This is a genomic window from Campylobacter sp. BCW_6871, from assembly GCF_001762325.1.
GTDB lineage: Bacteria > Campylobacterota > Campylobacteria > Campylobacterales > Campylobacteraceae > Campylobacter_D > Campylobacter_D jejuni.
Genome location: NZ_MJWQ01000018.1, coordinates 170,031 through 192,846, shown reverse-complemented (window position 1 = coordinate 192,846; position 22,816 = coordinate 170,031). Strand labels below are relative to the sequence as shown.

Here is a 22,816-nt window from a genome sequence, read left to right as displayed (position 1 = left end):
GAAAAATATGCCACAACTTTCTATCATAATCCCACTTTTTAATTCTTGCAATTTTATCTCAAGAGCTTTGCAAAGTTGTATAAATCAGACTTTAAAAGATATTGAAATTTTGATTATCGATGATAAAAGTAAAGATAATAGTTTAAATATGGTTTTAGAATTTGCAAAAAAAGATCCAAGAATAAAAATCTTTCAAAATGAAGAAAATTTAGGCACTTTTGCAAGTAGAAATTTAGGAGTTTTGCATTCTAGTTCTGATTTTATAATGTTTTTAGATAGTGATGATTTTTTAACACCTGATGCTTGTGAAATAGCGTTTAAAGAGGTGAAAAAAGGTTTTGATTTACTTTGTTTTGATGCCTTTGTGCATAGGGTAAAAACCAAACAATTTTATCGTTTTAAACAAGATGAAGTTTTTAATCAAAAGGAATTTTTAGAATTTTTAAGCAAACAAAGGCATTTTTGCTGGTCGGTTTGGGCGAAGTGTTTTAGAAAAGATATCATCTTAAAAAGTTTTGAAAAAGTTAAAATAGATGAGCATTTAAGTTACGGTGAAGATGTGCTTTTTTGTTATGTTTATTTTATGTTTTGTGAGAAAATAGCCGTTTTTAAAACTTGCATTTATCATTATAAATTTAATCCAAATGGAAGATATGAAAACAAAAATAAAGAAATTTTAAATCAAAATTATCGAGATAAAAAGAAAAGCAATGAAATTATAAAAAAACTATCCAAAGAGTTTTTACATGATAAATTTCATCGAAAATTATTTGAAGTTTTAAAGAAAGAAGAGTTGGATTTAAAAAATAGAATTTAAGATTAAATTTTATATAATTAAATTTTCGTATTTTTAACACTAGAAGGCTAATAATGACTGAAATTTCAAGTTTTTGGTATACCCCTAAAGGCTATGAGGGCATAGGTTTGATGGAAATTCTTACGATTAAATCTTGGCTTGACAATGGATATAAATTCCATCTATATACTTATAATTTAAATGATAGAATCTTTTTAAAATTCCAAGAATTGTTTGATAATTTTACACTTAAAAATGCAAATGATATTGTGCCTTTTGAAGAATATTTTAGTGATGATAGGGGAGCTGGAGTAGCTGCTTTTTCAGATTTTTTTAGATTTAATCTACTCTATCTCAGGGGGGGGGTATGGGTAGATTTAGATATGGTGTGTTTAAGCCCTTATGATTATCATGAAAAAGGATATATTTTTTCTAAGGAAATTGATGATGATCCTAACAAAGCTAGAATCACAACTTCACTCCTTAAATTTCCAAAACAAAGTGAATTTGGAAAATTACTTATAGAAGAAGCAAAGAAGATTGTAGATAATAGAAAAACCATCCCTTGGGGAGTAATAGGACCTTGGTTTTTGGCTAAATGGGTTAAAGAGTGTGGTTTGGAAAAGCATGCTCTAGACTATAAAGATACTTGTCAAATTCCATGGAAAAATGCTAGAGATTTTATAGATAAGAAAAAAACTTTTGATGAAAATAGACCTTGTTTGCATTTATTTTCTGAAATGTGGAGAAGTTATAAAATGAATAAAAATCATTTTTATTTAAAAGAAACAATTTATGGACAGCTTTTAGATAGGCACAAAATACAAAATCTTTTAAATAGATTATCTTTTACAAAGAATCAAACCAAAACCGTAGGTGTGGTTATCCCAATCTATAATGTAGAAAAATATTTAAGAGAATGTTTAGATAGCGTTGTCAATCAAACTTATAAAAATTTACAAGTTGTACTTGTAAATGATGGTAGCACAGATGAAAACTCGCTTAATATAGCCAAAGAATATACTTTAAAAGATGAAAGATTTATACTTTTTGATAAGGAAAACGGGGGACAAAGTACAGCAAGAAATGTAGGCATAGAATTCTTTAGTAAAGAATATGATTTTAAAAACATTACCCAAGAATTAAAAGAAAACTCCTTAGTAGAATTTAAACTAGACAATGAAGATAATCCTTATAATATTTATAAAATATATAAAAGTTCAAATTTCTTTAAAAACAAAGATGAGCTTTTAAATTTTAAAGCCCCTGATATTGATTATATTATCTTTTTAGATTCTGATGATTATTGGGAATTAAATTGCATAGAAGAATGTGTTCCTAGAATGGATGGGGTTGATATATTATGGTTTAAGGAGAAAGTTATAAATCAAACTTTTAAGGATATTTCTACAACTAGTATTTTTGATAAATATTTTACAGGAAGAAACATTATAACAAAATTTGAATGGATAGAACGACAGTTTATAAAGGATGATTTTTTTCAGTTCGTATGCTTTGGTGTAATCAATTTTCACTTTTTAAAAAAGATTTCTTTGATGTTTGAAAATTATATTATAGGCGAAGATAGAATTTTCGGAATTTTGTTATTTTTGCAAAGTAACTTTATATATATGTTAGAAAAAGAATTATATGTATATAGAATAAGGGATTATAGTTCTTGTAATTATAGCAATAAGAAAATACTTCCGCCTCCAATATATGTTTTAGAATTTGGAAATGTAAAAAATATTCATTTGCATATAGATGTTCTTTCAAATATAAGAATGCTTTTATCTTTGATTACTTATTTGAAAGATAATACAATAGATTTAGAAAGTAAACTTATTTGTGAAAAGCTTTTTATACCCAGTTTTTATAGAAATATTTCACAATCTATATTTAAGTGTAGTAAGATTTCTATAGAGTATAAAATTTCTTTTTTTAAAATTGATAAAAGTTGGTTTAAATATGTTATAAATAAAAAATATATGCATTATTTTTTTAGCAAGATTGCAAGTTATAGATATATTTTTTTTATATTTGCTATACTATATACAATTATTTTTAGATTAGAAATTCCAAAAATAAAAAAATAAACAATAATCTTATTTAAAAAACAATTAAATATTTTATAAAAGTTAATAATAAATTATATCTTTGCAGTATTTTATTTTAAAATTATATATTTTTAGTTATTTATGTAAATATTAGTTTTTTAATTTTATGCAAAGAAGGTGGAGTTTATGTTTATAAAATATAAAAAAGAGTATTTTTGAGGTTATTTATAATAAATATTGCTTATAACTTTTTTGAAAAAATCATATGTAATTTATAGTAGAATTATTTTACACAATTTAATATTTTAAATTATTCTTATTTTTTGTTTTAATTCAAATTTATAAAAATTATGACTTTGTTTTTTAAAATTTTTAACTTAATTATGTATAATTTATACATTAAGGATTAGGATATTTTGTAATATGGTTAGTATAATAATTCCAATTTATAATGTAGAAAAATATTTGGACGAGTGTTTAAAAAGTGTTATAAATCAAAGTTATAAAGATTTAGATATTATTTTGGTAGATGATGGAAGTACTGATAATAGTTTAAATATAGCTAAAAAATATGCTAAAAAAGATGAAAGAATTTTTATTATAGCAAAAGAAAATGGTGGTTTAAGTTCGGCTAGAAATGCAGGTTTAGAATTTATAAAAGGCACTAAATTAAGAGAATTTTTTGAAAATGAAAATAATATTATAAGCTATGAAAGCACAAATACTTTTAAAAAAAACACTAAAGAACTTACAAAAGAAGAAATAAATAAAAACTTCATAAAACTTAGTAAAAACATAATCCAAACAAAGTTAAAAAACATTAATGAATTTATCATCCAAGATTTGCTTGACAATATTATTCATTTTTTAGATTCTGATGATTATTTAGAGCCAACTTGCATTGAAAAATGTGTAAATGAAATGAACAAAAGTGATTTGGATCTCATAGCTCATTCTTTTAAAGAATTCATAGAAGAAGAAAAACGATTTAAAATAAGTCCAGAATGTGATATTATTTTAAAGATGAAAAATTTAAATTGTAAAAATGGCTTAGAATTACTTTTGCAAAATGAATGTTATGAATTTTATTTTGCTTGGCAGGGGGCTTTTAGAGCCAGTTTGTTAAATACTTACAAGCTTCGTTTTGCTTATGGGATTTATCATGAAGATCATGATTTTGGCACTATTTTGTTTTTTTTGAGTCCTACTTTTTTTTATTTAAAAGAGGAGCTTATGGTTTATAGAATTCGTCAAAATTCTATTACTAATATTATTGAAGATAAAATTCCAAAAAAACTTCCTGAAAATTTAGAAAAATTAAGAAAATATTTTGAATCAAATGGAGGAGGGTATAAGGAATTGAGAGCTTATTTTAAGGCTTATTGTATGTGTGTGATTGGGGTTAATATTTTTCTTTTTTGCAAAGAAAGTAATGTTTTAGATAAAAAATTCCAAAATAAAATATTTTTACATTATATTCATTATTATATTGAACAATATTATCCTTTAAATTATCTCAATATAAAGGATTTATTTTCTTTAGTCGGTATTAACTTAAGGCTTTTTAGATTTAAATTAATGCTAAGATTTTATTTTCGACATCCAAGACAAATTTTTAGGAGAAATAATGCCTGAAATTTCAATTATCTTGCCAACTTATAATGTAGAAAAGTATATAGCAAGAGCAATAGAAAGTTGCATAAATCAAACCTTTAAAGACATAGAAATAATCGTAGTTGATGATTGTGGAAGTGATAAAAGTATAGATGTGGCTAAAGAATATGCCAAAAAAGATGAAAGGATAAAAATAATCCACAATGAGAAAAATTTAGGTCTTTTAAGGGCTAGATATGAAGGAGTTAAGGCAGCTAATTCTTTATATATCATGTTTTTAGATCCTGATGATTATTTAGAACTTGAGGCTTGTAAGGAAGTATCTAAGTATTTAGATCAAAACAATGATTTGATATGTTTTAATTATAATATTTTGGATACAACTTTGAAAAAAAAATATTTTTTTACCGATAGTAATTATAATATTGACGAGTATTTGAAATTTTTATCAAAATGGATTATTGGTTCTAAAATTTGCCACTGGAATATATGGGGTAAAGTTCTTCAAAAACAAAAATATTTAAAAACTTTTGAAAAAATCAATGAAAACCCAAAACTTACTATGGCAGAAGATGCATTGATCCTTACTTTGTATTATCTTGAATGCAAGCGTATTGTAACTTTAGAACAATGTTTGATTAATTACAATATGCAAAATATTAGCTCATCAACCAATGAAAGAAAAAATTTTCATAAGATGCAATTTTTTATAGAAAATTTAAATTTTGTTATTCATAAGCTTAATTTATATTCTAATGCTTTAAATCCTATATATTTTTTATTGTGCCAATATTTTACTAACGAGCTTCTTATACATAAGTTACAACTGGAATATTGTTGTACTCCTTATAGTTGCTTTTTTAAAAAAATATTTATAAAATTAAAAAGAAAGAGAATAAAATTTAAGAGAAAAAAATATATAAAACAATTAGCAATGAAATTAAAATGAAATTTCTTATCATCAATCTTAAAAAAGCAAAGCAAAGAAAAGAATACATTAGTAAATTGTGTCAAAAATATCAACTTGATTATGAAATCATCGAAGCGGTAGAAGGAAAAGCTATAAGTAAGCAAGAATATTTAAATATAGTTGATTATGACAAAATGCTAAATTTTCATAAAAGAGAATTAGGGCTTGGAGAGCTTGGTTGTTCTTTATCTCATAAAAAATGTTATGAAAAAATATTGCAAGAAAAATTAAAATACGCTGTGATTTTAGAAGATGATGCGTATTTTGATGAAAACTTACTTGAATTTTTACAACACCTTAATGAATTTCCTAACGACTTGGAACTTTTGTTATTAGGGCATCAAAGACAGGTTTATAATGATGATGGTTTTAGGATAGAAAGTCCTTACTCAAGAAGATTTGCAAAAAAAATCTTAAATTATAAAATTCGTCGTTTGATCGCTAGAGGCAACGGTACTTATGGTTATTTTATAACCAAAAATGGAGCCTTAAAACTGCTTTCTCATTTAGAAAAAATTTATTTGCCTATAGATGCTCTTACTTGTAATGAAAAAGTTTTAAACACTTACGCTTTATTTCCTGTACTTGTTTATACACATGAAAATTTTATGTTTGAAAGTTCTACTCAAGATGATAAAAAATTTCTTAAAAAGAAAAATAAAATAAGTAAGTATATTAAAAAAATTCACATTTTTATAAAATATTTTTTACCTAGTTTAAAAAAGGTTAGATCTTATGAAAATATTGATTGTTAGTGACTATTTTAACAAAGGTGGGGTAAGTTATGTTATTTATCAACTTGCTAAAGAATGGAAAAAAATCACGAGCTTTCTTTGTTATTTTTTGAAAAGACGCCTCTAGCTTATGATGATATTTGTAACAATGCTTATGTTGAATTTATCAACACTAAAGCTTTAACTCCCATCCGTTTTTTAAATAAACTTATTAATAAAATCATATATAAGTGTGCAATTAAAAAAATAAAACAGTATAAGCCTGATATTATGATTTCTTTTAAAACCAAGCCTAATTTATTTACTCTACTTGCAAATAAAAATATAGGCATCAAGCATATTATTTGCGAGCATGGTTTTCATCTTGGAGAAAAGTCTAAAAAAACCAATCGTTTAAGAAGAAAACTGTATCCTTTGGCTACCTATTTAAGTGTTTTAACTGGGGAAGATTTTAAATATTATTCTTTTGTAAAAAATAAAATCATCATGCCTAATCCCTTGGGTGTAAAAAAATTCATACAAATGATAAAGAAAACATTAATTTATATGTAGGAAGATTAGAAGAGGAAAAGGCTGTAGATGTTTTTATCAAAGCTTTATTTTGTATCCAAAAAGATGTTTTAAGTAAATGGAAGATTATCATAGCAGGAGAGGGTTCTTTAAAAAAGAATTTGATGGAGCTTGCTAAAAATTTAAATTTGCACATCGATTTTGTAGGCTATATAGAAGACTTAAGTTTTTACTATGAAAAAGCTAAAATTTTATGCTTATGTTCCAAACAAGAAGGCTTGCCCATAGTTTTAATTGAGGCTGCTTTTTATGAATGCGCTAGAATCAGTAGTGATTATATGGGTGTAAGCGAGTTAATCGATGATAAAAATAATGGACTTTTATTTAAGATGGGTGATTTTAATGATATGGTTTTAAAAATATCACTTTTAATGCAAGATGAAAACTTGAGACAAGAAATTGTTAAAAAGGCCAAAGAAAAAGTTGAATCTTATAAAATAGAAGGCGTGATGAAAAAATGGGACGAATTGTTTGATATGATTAAAACTACTTAATATATTTCCAAAAAGTATATTGGGCATAAAGCTTTGCTATGATAAAACCTCTTTTGCCTTCTAAAAAACCTAATTTTACAAAATAAAGCTTGAAAAAAGTCCAATAAGGATTTATTAAAGCTTTAAGAAGGTTATTTTTTTTAGGATTTAGACTTGAGTATTTGTTTTGCTTATCTATAAATTGCTCGATATTTTCATAAGCATAATGTAAAAAATGATGTTTTAATTTTCCTATTTTTTCTTGACAGATTATGCTTTCGTGAACTTCTCTTTCATCAAATTTGGCATATTTTTTATGAAATAATCTTATGTTATAATCAGGATATAGCCCCATTTTTGTTATTGCTTCTCCAAAGAAAAAATTTAATCTTGCTACTTTGTATGCTTTAAATGATGGATTTTTAATTATTTGCAATACTTCCTCTTTTAATTCTTCAGTAAAAACTTCATCACTATCTAAAACAAATATCCAGTCATTATTTGCTTTTTCAACTCCAAATTGTTTTTGCTTTCCAAAACCAAGCCAATTTTGATGGAAAATTTTCACGTTTTTAAAATTTTTTGCTATTATTAAACTATCATCCGTGCTTCCGCTATCTATTAAAATAATTTCATTGGCAAAATTAACACTTTGCAATACTTCTTGAAGATATTTTTGACTATTAAAAGTTAGTATTACTATTGAAATATTCATGAGTATATTCCTTGATTATAACTAGCAAAGCGTCTATGAAAAAAAAAGTATTCCCAAGGTCTTTTTTTAATCATTTCTTCGCAACTTTGTGCTTGATAAAGTGTCAGTTCTTCTAAGCTTGCATTTTGAGAATCTTTTGCTTTAAAAAACTCTATGCAAAATTTACCACCTTCTTTATAGCCATAAACAGGGATGATCAAAGCATTGCTTCTTTGTGCGATAAGGCTTGCTCCCATTTGATAATTCACTTCTTTGTTAAAAAATTTTAATCTTACGCTTTCGTTTTCTGCGCAGTCTTGATCGGTTAAAATTCCTAAAGTTCGCCCCTTTTTTAGGGCACTTAGCATTTGTCTTATACCGCCTTTTTTGTCAATAAGCTCTATGTTAAATTGGGTGCGATTTTTACTTAAAATTTCATACATAACTTCGCTTTTTAACTTTTTCCCCACTATGGAAATCGCACCATATTTAGCTGCATAAGCAAGGCTTAAAATTTCCCAGTTTCCATAGTGTGCAGTTGTGAAGATAATAGGACGCTTTAAAGCTAGAGCGTCTATAAGAAAATTTTCATTGATAAAATTTACTTTATTGAGAATTTTTTCTTTGGTGGTGTTTTGATTTTGTAAACAATCAATTCCAAATTGAGCAAAATTTTCATAAATTTTCAAAGATAGTTTATCGCGTTCTTTTTGAGTGTATTGAGGAAAACAGATTTGCAAATTTATATCGATGATCTTGCGATGTTTTTTGTTAAGATAAAAAGTGATTCTTGCTACAATCAAAGCTAAAAAATGCAAGATACACTCAGGCATAAAAGTAACAAAAAATTTCAAAATATAATAAAGACTAAGATATATTCTATCACTATTTTTCATTAAGTAAGCCTTTGGCAAGTTTGAAGATATCTTCTTCTTCTATACGCGTGATACAAAAATCACTTTTATCGATATGCTTGGCATTTTGGATTTTTTTACCTGCATCAATGATTTTATTGATATGAGTTTGAAAAGCATTGCGGTAGCTTGGTGTTGCACCAAAAATCGTAATAGATGCTTTGTTTAAAGCAAAAGCTAAATGTGTTGGGCCGCTATCATTTCCTATGATAAGATCCATCATTTTTGTAAAAGCCATTAACTCTTCAAGGTTGAATTTTGGCACTAATTCTATATGTGTTTCATCAATACCACTAAGATTTAAAACCTCTTTAGCAAATTCGTATTCTTTTACATTTCCCCAAGCGAGCCAAATTTTTGCTTGTTGAAATTCATTGATTAAAAGCTTACAAAGTATAGCAAGTTTGGTTTTAGGATAGATTTTATTTTCTACGCTTGAACCCACGTGTATGAGTATGTTTTTTTCGTTTTTGTCGAGCTTGAGTTTATTGTTTAAGAGTTGTTTTAAATTTTCATCTACGCTAAAAATATCTTGTTTAAAGGCTAAATTTTTGACATTAAAATCAGTATTTAACATAAAGGAGGTAAGACTTAAGTATCTTACAAATACATTTTCATTGTAATCTAACTCAAGTTTTTGGTTGTAGAAATTATGAGCAAAACTTTCTTTAAGACTATTTTTATCAAAACCAAAATTATTTCTACTTAAAATTCGACTTACAATAGCAGATTTTATAAGCCCTTGTAGATCTATTACTGCATTATAGTTGTTTTTTCTTGCTTTAAGAAGAATTTTTAGGCTTTTTAAAATTTTTTTGTCTTTTAAGGGCAGGGCATAGAGTTTGTCTATTAAAGGATGGTTTTTAAGTATGCCTTCAAATTTTTCATCTACAAACCAATGAATTTTTATATCTTTTTTAAAATTTTTGATAAATTGCAAAACCACGGCACTTTGGATAATATCACCAAGTGCTGATAAACGAACAATTGCTATTTTCATTAAAAGCCTAATATTTTAAAATTTTTGCTATGATTTTAGCGAAATTATTTAAAAAAAGGTTAAAAATGGCAAAAAATGAAGGTTATATTTGTGTTTTTGATTGTGAGAGTGTGCCAGATGTTGAGCTTATCCGTAAAACTTTAGGTTTTGAAGGAAGTGATTTAGAAGTAAGTTTGAAAGCACTTCAGTGGCAAAAAGAACAAAGTGGGAGTGAGTTTTTGCCTTTGCCTTATCATAAAATCATCAGTATTTGTGCGGTTTTAAGCGATAATTTTGGAAAATTTATCAAAGTAAATAAAATTGATGGGCAAAATGAAAAAGAAATGATTGCTAATTTTTTCAATTTTATAGAAAATTATGAGCCAAAATTAGTCAGTTTTAATGGTAAAAATTTTGATATGCCTGTTCTTGTTTTAAGAGCTTTAAAATACAATTTAAAAGCAGCAACTTATTTGGATACTCAAAGTGATAAATGGAATAATTATAAAACAAGATTTTCAGAATTAAAACATTGTGATTTATTAGAATCCTTAGGATCTAACGGGCGTGGAATAAAGCTTGATACACTTTGTTCTATGGTGGGTTTGCCAGGAAAATATGATGTGCATGGCGATGAGGTAATGAAACTTTTTTATGAAAATAAACTTGAAAAAATCCACGAATATTGCGAAAGCGATGTTTTAAATACCTATATGCTTTTTTTAAAATATGAACTTATTAAAACTAATGTTGATGAAGAAGATTATGTTGATTTTCTTTCTTATATGAGAGATTTCTTGTGTGCAAAAAAATCAGATCGTTCTTATACAGAAGTTTTTGCAAAAGCTTGCGAGAGTGAAATTTCAAAAGTTCGATCTTAAGTATTTAAGAAAATATATTAAAATTTATTTTTGATATTTTTAAAAAAAGGAATGATGATGAAAATTCTTATTAGCGGTGGTGCAGGTTATATAGGTTCTCATACTTTAAGACAATTTTTAAAAACAGATCATGAAATTTGTGTTTTAGATAATCTTTCTAAGGGCTCTAAAATCGCAATAGAAGATTTGCAAAAAATAAGAGCTTTTAAATTTTTTGAACAAGATTTAAGTGATTTTCAAGGTGTAAAAGCATTGTTTGAGAGAGAAAAATTTGACGCTATTGTGCATTTTGCAGCGAGCATTGAAGTTTTTGAAAGTATGCAAAACCCTTTAAAATATTATATAAACAACACTGTTAATACAACAAATCTCATCGAAACTTGTTTGCAAACTGGAGTGAATAAATTTATATTTTCTTCAACGGCAGCCACTTATGGCGAACCACAAACTCCTGTTGTGAGCGAAACAAGTCCTTTAGCACCTATTAATCCTTATGGGCGTAGTAAGCTTATGAGCGAAGAAGTTTTGCGTGATGCAAGTATGGCAAATCCTGAATTTAAGCATTGTATTTTAAGATATTTTAATGTTGCAGGCGCTTGCATGGATTATACTTTAGGACAACGCTATCCAAAAGCGACTTTGCTTATAAAAGTTGCAGCTGAATGTGCCGCAGGAAAACGTGAAAAACTTTTCATATTTGGCGATGATTATGATACAAAAGATGGTACTTGCATAAGAGATTTTATCCATGTAGATGATATTTCAAGCGCGCATTTAGCAGCTTTGGATTATTTACAAGAGAATGCAAGCAATGTTTTTAATGTAGGTTATGGACATGGTTTTAGTGTAAAAGAAGTGATTGGAGCGATGAAAAAAGTTAGTGGAGTGGATTTTAAAGTAGAACTTGCCCCACGCCGTGCGGGCGATCCTAGTGTGTTGATTTCTGATGCAAGTAAAATCAGAAATCTTACTTCTTGGCAGCCTAAATATGATGATTTAGAGCTTATTTGTAAATCTGCTTTTGATTGGGAAAAACAGTGTTAAAAAAACTTTTTTTTATTTTAAGCAAGGAAGATAAAAATTTTTTATTTTTCTTGCTTGTTTTTTCAGTATTTGTTTCTTTTATGGAAACTTTTGCAATTTCTTTGGTAATGCCTTTTATCACTTTGGCTAGTGATTTTTCTTATTTTGATCGTAATAAATATTTAATCAGCCTAAAAGAATACCTTAATATCCCTGTTTTTGAAATCATTGTTTATTTTGGAGTGGGGCTTATTGTTTTTTATGTGTTTAGAGCTTTCTTAAATGCGTATTATTTTCATCTTTTGGCAAGATTTTCTAAAGGGCGTTATCACGCGATTGCTTATAAGGTTTTTTCTAAATTTTTAAATATTAATTATGAAAAATTTACTCAAAAAAATCAATCTGAAATTTTAAAGTCCATTACAGGAGAAGTTTATAATCTAAGCACTATGATTTCATCATTTTTACTTTTGATGAGTGAAATTTTTGTAGTACTTTTGCTTTATGCTTTAATGCTTTTGATTAATTATAAAATCACTTTATTTTTGAGTATTTTTATGGTGTTAAATGCCTTTATTTTAGTGAAAATTTTAAGTCCTATCATTAAAAAAGCAGGACTAAAACGTGAAGAAGCGATGAAAAATTTCTTCGAAATTTTAAATACAAATTTAAATAATTTTAAATTTATCAAGCTTAAAACCAAAGAAGATGGAGTGTTAAGCCTTTTTAAAGCACAAAGTGAAGCTTTTTCTAAAGCGAATATTATCAATGAAAGCGTAGCTGCAGTGCCTAGAATTTATCTTGAAGGAATAGGTTTTTGTGTACTTGTTTTTATCGTGGTATTTTTGGTTTTGAAAAATGAAAGTGATATTTCAGGTATTTTATCCACGATTTCTATTTTTGTTTTAGCGCTTTATCGCTTAATGCCAAGTGCAAATCGTATTATTACAAGTTATCATGATTTGCTTTATTATCATTCTTCTTTGGATATTATTTACCAAAATTTAAGACAAGAAGAAGAAAATTTGGGCGAGGAAAAATTAAGCTTTAATCAAGAGCTTAAAATTTGCAATCTTAGCTTTGGTTATGAGGGAAAAAAATATTTATTTAAAAATCTTAACTTAAACATTAAAAAAGGCGAAAAAATCGCTTTTATAGGGGAGAGTGGTTGCGGAAAAAGTACCTTAGTAGATCTTATCATAGGACTTTTAAAACCAAAAGAAGGGCAAATTTTAATTGATAAGCAAGAGTTAAATGCAAGTAATGCAAAAAATTATCGCCAAAAAATAGGCTATATCCCACAAAATATCTATCTTTTTAATGACAGCATAGCTAAAAATATTACTTTTGGAGATGCGGTTGATGAAGAAAAACTTAACAGGGTTATCAAACAAGCAAATTTAGAGCATTTTATAAAAAATTTACCTCAAGGAGTGCAAACAAAAGTAGGTGATGGGGGGAGTAATTTAAGCGGTGGGCAAAAACAACGCATAGCCATAGCAAGAGCTTTATATCTAGAGCCTGAAATTTTAGTGCTTGATGAAGCAACTTCTGCGCTTGATACTCAAAGTGAAGCAAAAATCATGGATGAAATTTATAAAATTTCTAAAGATAAAACCATGATTATTATCGCACATCGCCTTTCTACGATAACGCAATGTGATAAGGTTTATCGTTTAGAACACGGCAAGCTTAAAGAGGAGAAATGATGAAAATAAGCTTTATTATCGCAACTTTAAATTCAGGAGGCGCTGAGCGTGTTTTAGTAACCTTGGCTAATGCACTTTGTAAAGAGCATGAAGTAAGTATTATTAAATTTCATGCAGGAGAATCTTTTTATAAGCTTGAAAATGAAGTTAAAGTTACAAGTTTAGAACAATTTAGATTTGACACGCTTTATCATAAAATCGCAAGTCGTTTTAAGAAATTTTTTGCTTTAAGAAAGGCTTTAAAAGAAAGTAAGGCTGATGTTTTTATTTCTTTTTTGGATACGACTAATATTGCTTGTATTGCTGCGAAAATAGGGCTTAAAACTCCACTCATTATAAGTGAGCATAGCAATGAGGCGTATTTAAAACCTAAAATTTGGCGTTTTTTAAGAAGGGTAAGCTATCCTTTTTGTGATGCTTTAAGTGTGCTTGGAAGCAGTGATAAGGTGTATTATGAAAGATTTGTAAAAAGGGTTAAGCTTTTATTAAATCCTTGTCATTTTAGCGATGAAATTCCTTTTGATTCTAGTTTTGAAAAGGAAAATTTGGTTCTTTTTATAGGGCGTTTAGATCACAACAAAAACCCTGCAATGTTTTTAAAAGCTATAGCGCATTTGGATAAAAATTTGCAAGAAAATTATAAATTTGTTATAGCAGGAGATGGAGAGTTAAGGCAAGAACTTGAATATAAGGTAAAATCTTTAGGAATAAAAGTTGATTTTTTAGGACGCGTTGAAAATGTCAAGGCTCTTTATGAAAAAGCAAAAGCACTTTGCCTTTGTTCTTTTGTAGAGGGTTTGCCAACGGTTTTAATTGAAAGTTTGTATTTTGAGGTTTGTAGAATTTCAAGTTCTTATTATAATGGTGCTAAGGATTTGATCAAAGATAATCATGATGGACTTTTGGTAGGTTGTGATGATGAAATAGCACTTGCTAAAAAACTTGAACTTGTTTTAAATGATGAAAATTTTAGAAAAGAACTTGTAAATAATGCCAAACAAAGGTGTAAAGACTTTGAAATTTCTAATATCAAAGAAGAATGGCTTAAGCTTATAGCCGAGGTTAAAAATGCCTAAACTTTCTGTTGTAGTACCAACTTTTAATCGTCAAGTTTTGTTAGAAAAGGCTATTAAAAGCATACAAAATCAAGATTTTAAAGATTTAGAAATTATTGTAAGCGATGATAATTCTAGCGATGATACTAAAAGTGTGGTGCAAAATTTACAAAAAGATGATGATCGCATTAAGTATTTTTTAAATCAAAATTACAAACAAGGCCCAAATGGCAATAAAAACAATGGCTTAGATCAAGCAAGTGGCGAGTTTGTAACTTTTTTAGATGATGATGATGAGCTTTTATCTGGGGCTTTAAGTACCTTGATGCAAAAAGCAAATGAGGGTTATGCTCATGTTTTTGGAAATTGTTTGATAGAAAAAGAAGGAAATTTAAGCAAGGAATTTAGCGGCAAGGGTTTGGAAAAAGATAGTGAAATTTCTAAAAAAGATTTTTTAATGGCTAAATTTAGCGGAGAGTTTTTTTCTGTTTTTAAAAAATCTCTACTTGAAAACAAGCGTTTTAATGAAGAATTTTATGGCAATGAAGCCACGCTTTGGGTAAATTTATACAAGGAAAAAAGTTTTTATATCCATAAGGCTTTTAGGATTTATAGGATTTTTAGGCAAGATAGCGTGACTTTAGGGGCGAGTAAAAATGCTTATAGGGTGTATTTGGGATATTTAGAGCTTGCTAAAATTTTAGAAAATGAACTTAGAATGAGTAAGGATAAAGATTATAAAAAAACTTGTGCGAGTTATTATAAAATGGCAGCTTATTATGCAAAACTGGCGAAAAATTATAAAGCTCTTTATAAATGTTTGTTTAAAAGCCTGAGTATAAAAATCAACGCTCCTGCTTTGATATTACTCATTTTAAGTATAATTCCAAATAATATGATTGAAAAATTATCAAAAATTCGGGTGGCTTTATGCAAAAATTAGGCATTTTTATTTATTCTTTAGGAAGTGGTGGTGCTGAAAGAGTTGTGGCGACTTTATTGCCTATTTTAAGTTTGAAATTTGAAGTGCATTTGATCTTGATGAATGATAAAATTTCTTATGAAATTCCAGAGTGTCAAATTCATTTTTTAGAATATTCAAAACCTAGTGAAAATCCTATTTTGAAATTTTTAAAACTACCTTTTTTGGCTTTAAAATATAAAAAACTTTGTAGAAATTTAGGCATTGATACAGAATTTGTTTTTTTAAATCGACCTAATTATATAGCTTTAATGGCAAGAATTTTTGGAAACAAAACTCGCCTTGTGATCAATGAATGCACTACGCCAAGTGTGATGTATGCGAAAAATAATTTTAATTCTTTGGCAAATAAATTTTTAATTTCTTTGCTTTACCCAAAAGCTGATTTAATCTTGCCTAATTCTAAGGGAAATTTAGAAGATTTAGTGCAAAATTTTAATATAAATCCAAAAAAATGTGAAATTTTATACAATGCCATCGATTTAGAAAACATAGAGCAAAAAGCCCTTGAAGACATAGCTTTAAAAGATAAATTTATTTTAAGTGTAGGCAGGCTTGATAAAGGTAAAAATCATGCTTTATTAATTCGTGCTTATGCGAGATTGAAAACAGATTTAAAGCTTGTGATTTTAGGTGAAGGTGTACTTAAAGATGAGCTTTTAGTTTTGATTAAAGAGTTGAATTTAGAAGAAAAGGTTTTGCTTTTAGGATTTGATAATAATCCTTATAAATACATGGCTAAATGTGAATTTTTTGCTTTTGCTTCTGTGTTTGAAGGTTTTTCAAATGTTTTAATTGAAAGCTTAGCTTGTTCTTGTGCGGTAGTTTGCACTGATCATAAAAGTGGTGCAAGAGAGCTTTTTGGAGATGATGAATTTGGATTTTTAGTAGAAGTAGATAATGAAAACTCTATGTTTCAGGGTTTAAAGACTATGCTTGAAGATGATAAATTAAGAAAAGCGTATAAAAATAAGGCTAAAACTAGGGCTAAGGCCTTTGATAAAGTAAAAATTGCACGTGATGCTTTGAAATATTTATTAGGATAAAAGATGTTGAAAAAAGAGTATTTAAAAAACCCTTATTTAGTTTTGTTTGCGATGATTATATTAGCTTATGTTTTTAGTGTATTTTGCAGGTTTTATTGGGTTTGGTGGGCAAGTGAGTTTAATGAGTATTTTTTCAATAATCAATTAATGATCATTTCAAACGATGGCTATGCCTTTGCTGAGGGCGCAAGAGATATGATAGCAGGTTTTCATCAGCCTAATGATTTGAGTTATTATGGATCTTCTTTATCCGCGCTTACTTATTGGCTTTATAAAGTCACACCTTTTTCTTTTGAAAGTATCATTTTATATATGAGTACTTTTTTATCTTCTTTGGTGGTGATTCCTATTATTTTGCTAGCTAATGAATGCAAGCGTCCTTTAATGGGCTTTGTAGCTGCTCTTTTAGCAAGCATAGCAAACAGTTATTATAATCGCACTATGAGTGGGTATTATGATACGGATATGCTGGTAATTGTTTTACCTATGTTTATTTTATTTTTTATGGTAAGAATGATTTTAAAAAAAGACTTTTTTTCATTGATTGCCTTGCCGTTATTTATAGGAATTTATCTTTGGTGGTATCCTTCAAGTTATACTTTAAATGTAGCTTTAATTGGACTTTTTTTAATTTATACGCTTATTTTTCATAGAAAAGAAAAGATTTTTTATATAGCTGTGATTTTGTCTTCTCTTACTCTTTCAAATATAGCATGGTTTTATCAAAGTGCCATTATAGTAATACTTTTTGCTTTATTTGTCTTAGAGCAAAAACGCTTAAATTTTATGATTATAGGAATTTTAGGTAGTGCAACTTTGATATTTTTGATTTTAAGTGGTGGGGTTGATCCTATACTTTATCAGCTTAAATTTTATATTTTTAGAAGTGATGAAAGTGCGAATTTAACGCAGGGTTTTATGTATTTTAATGTCAATCAAACCATACAAGAAGTTGAAAATGTAGATCTTAGCGAATTTATGCGAAGAATTAGTGGTAGTGAAATTGTTTTTTTGTTTTCTTTGTTTGGTTTTGTATGGCTTTTGAGAAAACATAAAAGTATGATTATGGCTTTACCTATATTGGTGCTTGGGTTTTTAGCCTTAAAAGGGGGACTTAGGTTTACCATTTATTCTGTACCTGTAATGGCCTTAGGATTTGGTTTTTTATTGAGCGAGTTTAAGGCTATATTGGTTAAAAAATATAGCCAATTAACTTCAAATGTTTGTATTGTTTTTGCAACTATTTTGACTTTAGCTCCAGTATTTATCCATATTTACAACTATAAAGCACCAACAGTTTTTTCTCAAAATGAAGCATCATTATTAAATCAATTAAAGAATATAGCCAATAGAGAAGATTATGTGGTAACTTGGTGGGATTATGGTTATCCTGTGCGTTATTATAGCGATGTGAAAACTTTAGTAGATGGTGGAAAGCATTTAGGTAAGGATAATTTTTTCCCTTCTTTTGCTTTAAGCAAAGATGAACAAGCTGCAGCTAATATGGCAAGACTTAGTGTAGAATATACAGAAAAAAGCTTTTATGCTCCGCAAAATGATATTTTAAAAACAGACATTTTGCAAGCCATGATGAAAGATTATAATCAAAGCAATGTGGATTTGTTTCTAGCTTCATTATCAAAACCTGATTTTAAAATCGATACACCAAAAACTCGTGATATTTATCTTTATATGCCCGCTAGAATGTCTTTGATTTTTTCTACGGTGGCTAGTTTTTCTTTTATTAATTTAGATACAGGAGTTTTGGATAAACCTTTTACCTTTAGCACAGCTTATCCACTTGATGTTAAAAATGGAGAAATTTATCTTAGCAATGGAGTGGTTTTAAGCGATGATTTTAGAAGTTTTAAAATAGGTGATAATGTGGTTTCTGTAAATAGTATCGTAGAGATTAATTCTATTAAACAAGGTGAATATAAAATCACTCCAATCGATGATAAGGCTCAGTTTTATATTTTTTATTTAAAGGATAGTGCTATTCCTTACGCACAATTTATTTTAATGGATAAAACCATGTTTAATAGTGCTTATGTGCAAATGTTTTTTTTAGGAAATTATGATAAGAATTTATTTGACTTGGTGATTAATTCTAGAGATGCTAAGGTTTTTAAACTTAAAATTTAAGGGCTGAAAATGAGAATAGGATTTTTATCACATGCAGGAGCAAGTATTTATCATTTTAGAATGCCTATTATAAAAGCATTAAAAGATAGAAAAGATGAAGTTTTTGTTATAGTGCCACAAGATGAATACACGCAAAAACTTAGAGATCTTGGCTTAAAAGTAATTGTTTATGAGCTTTCAAGAGCTAGCTTAAATCCTTTTGTGGTTTTAAAGAATTTTTTTTATCTTGCTAAGGTTTTGAAAAATTTAAATCTTGATCTTATTCAAAGTGCGGCACATAAAAGCAATACCTTTGGAATTTTAGCAGCAAAATGGGCAAAAATTCCTTATCGTTTTGCTTTGGTAGAAGGCTTGGGTTCTTTTTATATAGATCAAGGTTTTAAGGCAAATTTAGTGCGTTTTGTTATTAATAATCTTTATAAATTAAGTTTTAAATTTGCACACCAGTTCATTTTTGTCAATGAAAGTAATGCTGAGTTTATGCGGAATTTAGGACTTAAAGAAAATAAAATTTGCGTGATAAAATCTGTAGGGATCAATTTAAAAAAATTTTTTCCTATTTATGTAGAATCGGAAAAAAAAGAGCTTTTTTGGAAAAATTTAAACATAGATAAAAAACCAATTGTGCTTATGATAGCAAGAGCTTTATGGCATAAAGGTGTAAAAGAATTTTATGAAAGTGCTGCTATGCTAAAAGACAAGGCAAATTTTGTTTTAGTTGGTGGAAGAGATGAAAATCCTTCTTGTGCAAGTTTGGAGTTTTTAAACTCGGGTGTGGTGTATTATTTGGGTGCTAGAAGTGATATAGTCGAGCTTTTACAAAATTGTGATATTTTTGTTTTACCAAGCTATAAAGAAGGCTTTCCTGTAAGTGTTTTGGAGGCAAAAGCTTGTGGTAAGGCTATAGTGGTGAGTGATTGTGAAGGTTGTGTGGAGGCTATTTCTAATGCTTATGATGGACTTTGGGCAAAAACAAAAGATGCCAAGGATTTAAGCGAAAAAATTTCACTTTTATTAGAAGATGAAAAATTAAGATTAAATTTAGCTAAAAATGCCGCCCAAGATGCTTTACAATACGATGAAAATAATATCGCACAGCGTTATTTAAAACTTTATGATAGGGTAATTAAGAATGTATGAAAAAGTTTTTAAAAGAATTTTTGATTTTATTTTAGCTTTAGTGCTTTTAGTGCTTTTTTCTCCGGTGATTTTACTCACTGCTTTACTTTTAAAAATCACTCAAGGAAGTGTGTTTTTTACCCAAAATCGCCCTGGTTTAGATGAAAAAATTTTTAAAATTTATAAATTTAAAACCATGAGCGATGAAAGAGATGAAAAGGGTGAGTTATTAAGCGATGAATTGCGTTTGAAAGCTTTTGGAAAAATTGTTAGAAGCTTAAGTTTGGATGAGCTTTTGCAACTTTTTAATGTTTTAAAAGGGGATATGAGTTTTGTTGGACCTAGACCTCTTTTGGTTGAGTATTTATCTCTTTATAATGAAGAGCAAAAATTGCGTCATAAAGTGCGTCCAGGTATAACAGGATGGGCGCAGGTAAATGGAAGAAATGCTATTTCTTGGCAGAAAAAATTCGAGCTTGATGTGTATTATGTGAAAAATATTTCTTTTTTACTTGATTTAAAAATCATGTTTTTAACAGCCTTAAAGGTTTTAAAACGAAGCGGGGTAAGCAAAGAAGGTTATGTTACAACAGAGAAATTTAATGGCAAGAACTGAAAAAATTTATATTTATGGTGCTAGTGGTCATGGGCTTGTTTGTGAAGATGTGGCTAAAAATATGGGTTATAAAGAATGTATTTTTTTAGATGATTTTAAAGGAATGAAATTTGAAAGCACCTTGCCAAAATATGATATTTTTATAGCCATAGGAAACAATGAAATTCGAAAAAAGATTTATCAAAAAATTTTAGAAAATGGCTTTAAAATTGTTAATCTTATCCATAAAAGCGCGCTTATAAGTCCTAGTGCAAGTGTGGAAGAAAATGCAGGGATTTTAATCATGCCTTATGTAGTAGTTAACGCTAAAGCCAAAATAGAAAAAGGCGTGATTTTAAATACTTCAAGTGTGATTGAGCATGAATGCATGATAGGGGAATTTTCTCATGTAAGCGTAGGGGCTAAATGTGCGGGTAATGTAAAAATCGGTAAAAATTGTTTTTTAGGGATTAATTCTTGTGTTTTGCCTAATTTAAGCTTAGCAGATGATAGTATTTTAGGTGGTGGAGCAACTTTAGTTAAAAATCAAGATGAAAAAGGTGTTTTTATAGGAATACCTGCAAAAAGGATGTAAATTGCATTTTAATAACAATCTTGTTGTTCACTATATAGTAAATCCTTCGCCTTTGGGGTGGATTGTCATTAATTTACTAACCATATGTCTAATATGCTACATATTTCCTTTGAAAAATTCTTTAAAACACAAAAAACTTTTTAGTCTTAAAGCAAATGTAAATTCTAAAAATAGTAGGATTGTAAAATATACAGGTATTGCTGCTTTTTTGGGTGGATTAATAGGAATTTGGTATAATTTTGAAGGTTTTTATCAACTTCTTTTTTTCTTTGAATTAGAAAATGAAAATTTAAAAACACTTTGGAGTTTGCAAGTATCAGTTTCTTCTGTGATAACAGGTATGTTATTATTGTTGATGTACGTTATAAATTTAGCAATAGTTTGTGAAAATGGAATTTATATAGTTAGTAAATTTAATCTTTTTTATATGTATTTTATAAAACGAGAAGATTTGGAAATTGTTAAAATAGAAAAAATGAAATTTTTAAATCAAGTTGAAGTTTGTTTTGTTATCAAAACAAAAAATAAAATACTCCTTAAATGCTTTGAAAGTATTTATAAAGAAGAAGACTTAGAAAAGCTTAAAAATTGGTATGAAAACAAGCTTTGACTATAAAAAGAATTTAAATATTTGAATCTTGGTAATTTTTTTTAGATAAAATATATAAGGATAAAAAATTCTGCTTTATATAAAGGATAAAAAATGAGATTTTTTCTTTCTCCTCCGCATATGGGTGGTAATGAATTAAAATACATAGAAGAAGTTTTCAAAAGCAATTATATAGCACCTTTGGGTGAATTTGTAAATTGCTTTGAGCAAAGTGTAAAAGATTATAGCAAAAGTGAAAATGCCTTAGCTTTAAATTCAGCCACAGCGGCTTTGCATTTAGCTTTAAGGGTGGCAGGGGTAAAACAAGATGATATCGTTTTAGCTTCTTCTTTTACTTTTATCGCTTCAGTAGCACCTATTTGTTATCTTAAAGCAAAGCCTGTATTTATAGATTGTGATGAAACTTATAATATTGATGTAGATTTGTTAAAACTCGCCATTAAAGAATGTGAAAAAAAACCAAAAGCATTGATTTTAACTCATCTTTATGGCAATGCTGCAAAAATGGATGAGATTGTTAAAATTTGCAAAGAAAATGAAATTGTTTTAATCGAAGATGCTGCTGAAGCTTTAGGAAGTTTTTATAAGAATAAAGCTTTAGGAACTTTTGGAGAATTTGGAGCTTATTCTTATAATGGCAATAAAATCATCACCACTTCAGGTGGAGGTATGCTTATAGGAAAAAATAAAGAAAAGATTGAAAAAGCAAGATTTTATAGCACTCAAGCAAGGGAAAATTGTTTGCATTATGAACATTTAGATTATGGTTATAATTACCGTTTAAGCAATGTTTTAGGAGCTATTGGTGTAGCACAAATGGAGGTTTTAGAACAAAGAGTGCTTAAAAAAAGAGAAATTTATGAGTGGTATAAAGAATTTTTAGGAGAGCATTTTAGCTTTTTAGATGAATTAGAAAATTCAAGAAGCAATCGCTGGTTAAGTACAGCTTTGATTGATTTTGATAAAAATGAACTTAATGCTTGTCAAAAAGATATAAATATCAGTCAAAAAAATATCGCTTTGCATCCAAAAATTTCAAAACTCATAGAAGATTTGAAAAATGAACAAATAGAAACAAGACCATTATGGAAAGCTATGCACACTCAAGAAGTATTTAAAGGAGCTAAGGCTTATCTTAATGGCAATAGTGAGTTATTTTTCCAAAAAGGAATTTGTTTGCCAAGTGGCACGGCGATGAGTAAAGATGATGTTTATGAAATTTCAAAACTGATCTTAAAGAGCATAAAGGCTTAAA

Annotated in this window: 21 protein-coding genes and 2 pseudogenes; 20 read left to right on the top strand and 3 right to left on the bottom strand. The window is 28.0% G+C overall.

Annotated elements, in window-relative coordinates; translation table 11 throughout:
• The first annotated feature begins 7 nt into the window (after nt 1-7).
• From AJ930_RS02210 to AJ930_RS10240, 8 genes and pseudogenes are all read left to right on the top strand, one after another.
• A complete protein-coding gene (locus tag AJ930_RS02210; RefSeq protein ID WP_070274772.1) occupies nt 8-817 on the top strand; it encodes a glycosyltransferase family 2 protein in 810 nt (269 codons plus the stop codon).
• A 53-nt stretch (nt 818-870) separates the two neighbouring features.
• Nucleotides 871-1,644, top strand: a pseudogene (locus tag AJ930_RS10465) (glycosyltransferase); the annotation flags it as partial.
• A pseudogene (locus AJ930_RS10785) lies at nt 1,618-2,167 on the top strand (glycosyltransferase family 2 protein); the annotation flags it as partial. The pseudogenes AJ930_RS10465 and AJ930_RS10785, both read left to right, overlap by 27 nt.
• Nucleotides 2,168-3,276: 1,109 nt before the next feature.
• Nucleotides 3,277-4,488: a glycosyltransferase gene (locus AJ930_RS02195; RefSeq protein ID WP_052949285.1), complete on the top strand. Its 1,212-nt coding sequence runs from the start codon at nt 3,277-3,279 to the stop codon at nt 4,486-4,488.
• Entirely contained in the window at nt 4,481-5,416 is a 936-nt protein-coding gene (locus AJ930_RS10750) for a glycosyltransferase family 2 protein (RefSeq protein WP_070274771.1), read from the top strand. The genes AJ930_RS02195 and AJ930_RS10750 overlap by 8 nt, the downstream gene beginning before the upstream one ends.
• Nucleotides 5,413-6,192, top strand: coding sequence for a glycosyltransferase family 25 protein (locus AJ930_RS02185; protein WP_052949287.1), 780 nt, complete (start codon nt 5,413-5,415; stop codon nt 6,190-6,192). Before AJ930_RS10750 ends, AJ930_RS02185 begins: the two co-directional genes overlap by 4 nt.
• A 54-nt stretch (nt 6,193-6,246) precedes the next feature.
• Nucleotides 6,247-6,723, top strand: a complete 477-nt coding sequence (locus tag AJ930_RS10245; RefSeq protein ID WP_171822107.1) for a hypothetical protein — start codon at nt 6,247-6,249, stop codon at nt 6,721-6,723.
• Nucleotides 6,684-7,235, top strand: a complete 552-nt coding sequence (locus AJ930_RS10240) for a glycosyltransferase (protein ID WP_186820853.1) — start codon at nt 6,684-6,686, stop codon at nt 7,233-7,235. Before AJ930_RS10245 ends, AJ930_RS10240 begins: the two co-directional genes overlap by 40 nt.
• On the opposite strand, the gene AJ930_RS02175 is transcribed toward AJ930_RS10240, so the two are convergent.
• The 3 genes from AJ930_RS02175 to waaC are packed head-to-tail and all read right to left on the bottom strand — an operon-like array spanning nt 7,228 to nt 9,822.
• Complete coding sequence (locus AJ930_RS02175; protein WP_052857542.1) at nt 7,228-7,929, bottom strand: glycosyltransferase family 2 protein; 702 nt, start codon at nt 7,927-7,929, stop codon at nt 7,228-7,230. The two genes, AJ930_RS10240 and AJ930_RS02175, sit on opposite strands and share 8 nt — an antisense overlap.
• Nucleotides 7,926-8,804: a lipid A biosynthesis lauroyl acyltransferase HtrB gene (htrB, locus tag AJ930_RS02170; protein ID WP_053872410.1), complete on the bottom strand. Its 879-nt coding sequence runs from the start codon at nt 8,802-8,804 to the stop codon at nt 7,926-7,928. The genes AJ930_RS02175 and htrB overlap by 4 nt, the downstream gene beginning before the upstream one ends.
• Complete coding sequence (waaC, locus tag AJ930_RS02165) at nt 8,794-9,822, bottom strand: lipopolysaccharide heptosyltransferase I (RefSeq protein WP_070274770.1); 1,029 nt, start codon at nt 9,820-9,822, stop codon at nt 8,794-8,796. The genes htrB and waaC overlap by 11 nt, the downstream gene beginning before the upstream one ends.
• Nucleotides 9,823-9,887: 65 nt before the next feature.
• On the opposite strand from waaC, the gene AJ930_RS02160 reads away from it, so the two are divergent.
• From AJ930_RS02160 to pglE, 12 genes are all read left to right on the top strand, one after another.
• Nucleotides 9,888-10,682: a 3'-5' exonuclease gene (locus AJ930_RS02160; RefSeq protein ID WP_070274769.1), complete on the top strand. Its 795-nt coding sequence runs from the start codon at nt 9,888-9,890 to the stop codon at nt 10,680-10,682.
• Nucleotides 10,683-10,739: 57 nt separating this feature from the next.
• The gene (galE, locus tag AJ930_RS02155; protein ID WP_070274768.1) at nt 10,740-11,726 is read left to right on the top strand and encodes a UDP-glucose 4-epimerase GalE; all 987 of its coding nucleotides are present in this window, start codon (nt 10,740-10,742) and stop codon (nt 11,724-11,726) included.
• On the top strand, nt 11,720-13,414 hold the full coding sequence (pglK, locus tag AJ930_RS02150) for a BC-type lipopolysaccharide transporter PglK (RefSeq protein WP_070274767.1): 1,695 nt from the start codon (nt 11,720-11,722) through the stop codon (nt 13,412-13,414). Before galE ends, pglK begins: the two co-directional genes overlap by 7 nt.
• Complete coding sequence (gene pglH / locus AJ930_RS02145) at nt 13,411-14,490, top strand: GalNAc-alpha-(1->4)-GalNAc-alpha-(1->3)-diNAcBac-PP-undecaprenol alpha-1,4-N-acetyl-D-galactosaminyltransferase (protein ID WP_079860937.1); 1,080 nt, start codon at nt 13,411-13,413, stop codon at nt 14,488-14,490. Before pglK ends, pglH begins: the two co-directional genes overlap by 4 nt.
• Nucleotides 14,483-15,412, top strand: coding sequence for a GalNAc(5)-diNAcBac-PP-undecaprenol beta-1,3-glucosyltransferase (pglI, locus tag AJ930_RS02140; protein WP_070274766.1), 930 nt, complete (start codon nt 14,483-14,485; stop codon nt 15,410-15,412). Before pglH ends, pglI begins: the two co-directional genes overlap by 8 nt.
• On the top strand, nt 15,400-16,497 hold the full coding sequence (gene pglJ / locus AJ930_RS02135; protein WP_070274765.1) for an N-acetylgalactosamine-N,N'-diacetylbacillosaminyl-diphospho-undecaprenol 4-alpha-N-acetylgalactosaminyltransferase: 1,098 nt from the start codon (nt 15,400-15,402) through the stop codon (nt 16,495-16,497). The genes pglI and pglJ overlap by 13 nt, the downstream gene beginning before the upstream one ends.
• Nucleotides 16,498-16,500: 3 nt before the next feature.
• Entirely contained in the window at nt 16,501-18,642 is a 2,142-nt protein-coding gene (gene pglB / locus AJ930_RS02130; RefSeq protein WP_070274764.1) for an undecaprenyl-diphosphooligosaccharide--protein glycotransferase, read from the top strand.
• A 9-nt stretch (nt 18,643-18,651) separates the two neighbouring features.
• Nucleotides 18,652-19,782, top strand: a complete 1,131-nt coding sequence (gene pglA / locus AJ930_RS02125) for a N,N'-diacetylbacillosaminyl-diphospho-undecaprenol alpha-1,3-N-acetylgalactosaminyltransferase (RefSeq protein WP_070274763.1) — start codon at nt 18,652-18,654, stop codon at nt 19,780-19,782.
• Nucleotides 19,775-20,377, top strand: coding sequence for an undecaprenyl phosphate N,N'-diacetylbacillosamine 1-phosphate transferase (gene pglC / locus AJ930_RS02120; protein ID WP_044780185.1), 603 nt, complete (start codon nt 19,775-19,777; stop codon nt 20,375-20,377). The genes pglA and pglC overlap by 8 nt, the downstream gene beginning before the upstream one ends.
• Nucleotides 20,364-20,951 (top strand): UDP-N-acetylbacillosamine N-acetyltransferase, encoded by a 588-nt coding sequence (gene pglD, locus AJ930_RS02115; RefSeq protein WP_070274786.1) that lies wholly within the window; start codon nt 20,364-20,366, stop codon nt 20,949-20,951. Before pglC ends, pglD begins: the two co-directional genes overlap by 14 nt.
• Nucleotides 20,935-21,561, top strand: coding sequence for a hypothetical protein (locus AJ930_RS02110; RefSeq protein WP_261659479.1), 627 nt, complete (start codon nt 20,935-20,937; stop codon nt 21,559-21,561). The genes pglD and AJ930_RS02110 overlap by 17 nt, the downstream gene beginning before the upstream one ends.
• Before the next feature lie 93 nt (nt 21,562-21,654).
• Nucleotides 21,655-22,815, top strand: a complete 1,161-nt coding sequence (gene pglE / locus AJ930_RS02105; RefSeq protein ID WP_044779136.1) for a UDP-N-acetylbacillosamine transaminase — start codon at nt 21,655-21,657, stop codon at nt 22,813-22,815.
• Nucleotide 22,816: the final 1 nt, after the last annotated feature.

Coding starts and splice junctions, on each gene's coding strand:
- AJ930_RS02210 (WP_070274772.1), top strand. CDS start 8: ATGCCACAACTTTCTATCATAATCCCACTTTTTAATTCTTGCAATTTT.
- AJ930_RS02195 (WP_052949285.1), top strand. CDS start 3,277: ATGGTTAGTATAATAATTCCAATTTATAATGTAGAAAAATATTTGGAC.
- AJ930_RS10750 (WP_070274771.1), top strand. CDS start 4,481: ATGCCTGAAATTTCAATTATCTTGCCAACTTATAATGTAGAAAAGTAT.
- AJ930_RS02185 (WP_052949287.1), top strand. CDS start 5,413: ATGAAATTTCTTATCATCAATCTTAAAAAAGCAAAGCAAAGAAAAGAA.
- AJ930_RS10245 (WP_171822107.1), top strand. CDS start 6,247: ATGGAAAAAAATCACGAGCTTTCTTTGTTATTTTTTGAAAAGACGCCT.
- AJ930_RS02175 (WP_052857542.1), bottom strand. CDS start 7,929: ATGAATATTTCAATAGTAATACTAACTTTTAATAGTCAAAAATATCTT.
- htrB (WP_053872410.1), bottom strand. CDS start 8,804: ATGAAAAATAGTGATAGAATATATCTTAGTCTTTATTATATTTTGAAA.
- waaC (WP_070274770.1), bottom strand. CDS start 9,822: ATGAAAATAGCAATTGTTCGTTTATCAGCACTTGGTGATATTATCCAA.
- AJ930_RS02160 (WP_070274769.1), top strand. CDS start 9,888: ATGGCAAAAAATGAAGGTTATATTTGTGTTTTTGATTGTGAGAGTGTG.
- galE (WP_070274768.1), top strand. CDS start 10,740: ATGAAAATTCTTATTAGCGGTGGTGCAGGTTATATAGGTTCTCATACT.
- pglH (WP_079860937.1), top strand. CDS start 13,411: ATGATGAAAATAAGCTTTATTATCGCAACTTTAAATTCAGGAGGCGCT.
- pglI (WP_070274766.1), top strand. CDS start 14,483: ATGCCTAAACTTTCTGTTGTAGTACCAACTTTTAATCGTCAAGTTTTG.
- pglJ (WP_070274765.1), top strand. CDS start 15,400: ATGCAAAAATTAGGCATTTTTATTTATTCTTTAGGAAGTGGTGGTGCT.
- pglB (WP_070274764.1), top strand. CDS start 16,501: ATGTTGAAAAAAGAGTATTTAAAAAACCCTTATTTAGTTTTGTTTGCG.
- pglA (WP_070274763.1), top strand. CDS start 18,652: ATGAGAATAGGATTTTTATCACATGCAGGAGCAAGTATTTATCATTTT.
- pglC (WP_044780185.1), top strand. CDS start 19,775: ATGTATGAAAAAGTTTTTAAAAGAATTTTTGATTTTATTTTAGCTTTA.
- pglD (WP_070274786.1), top strand. CDS start 20,364: ATGGCAAGAACTGAAAAAATTTATATTTATGGTGCTAGTGGTCATGGG.
- pglE (WP_044779136.1), top strand. CDS start 21,655: ATGAGATTTTTTCTTTCTCCTCCGCATATGGGTGGTAATGAATTAAAA.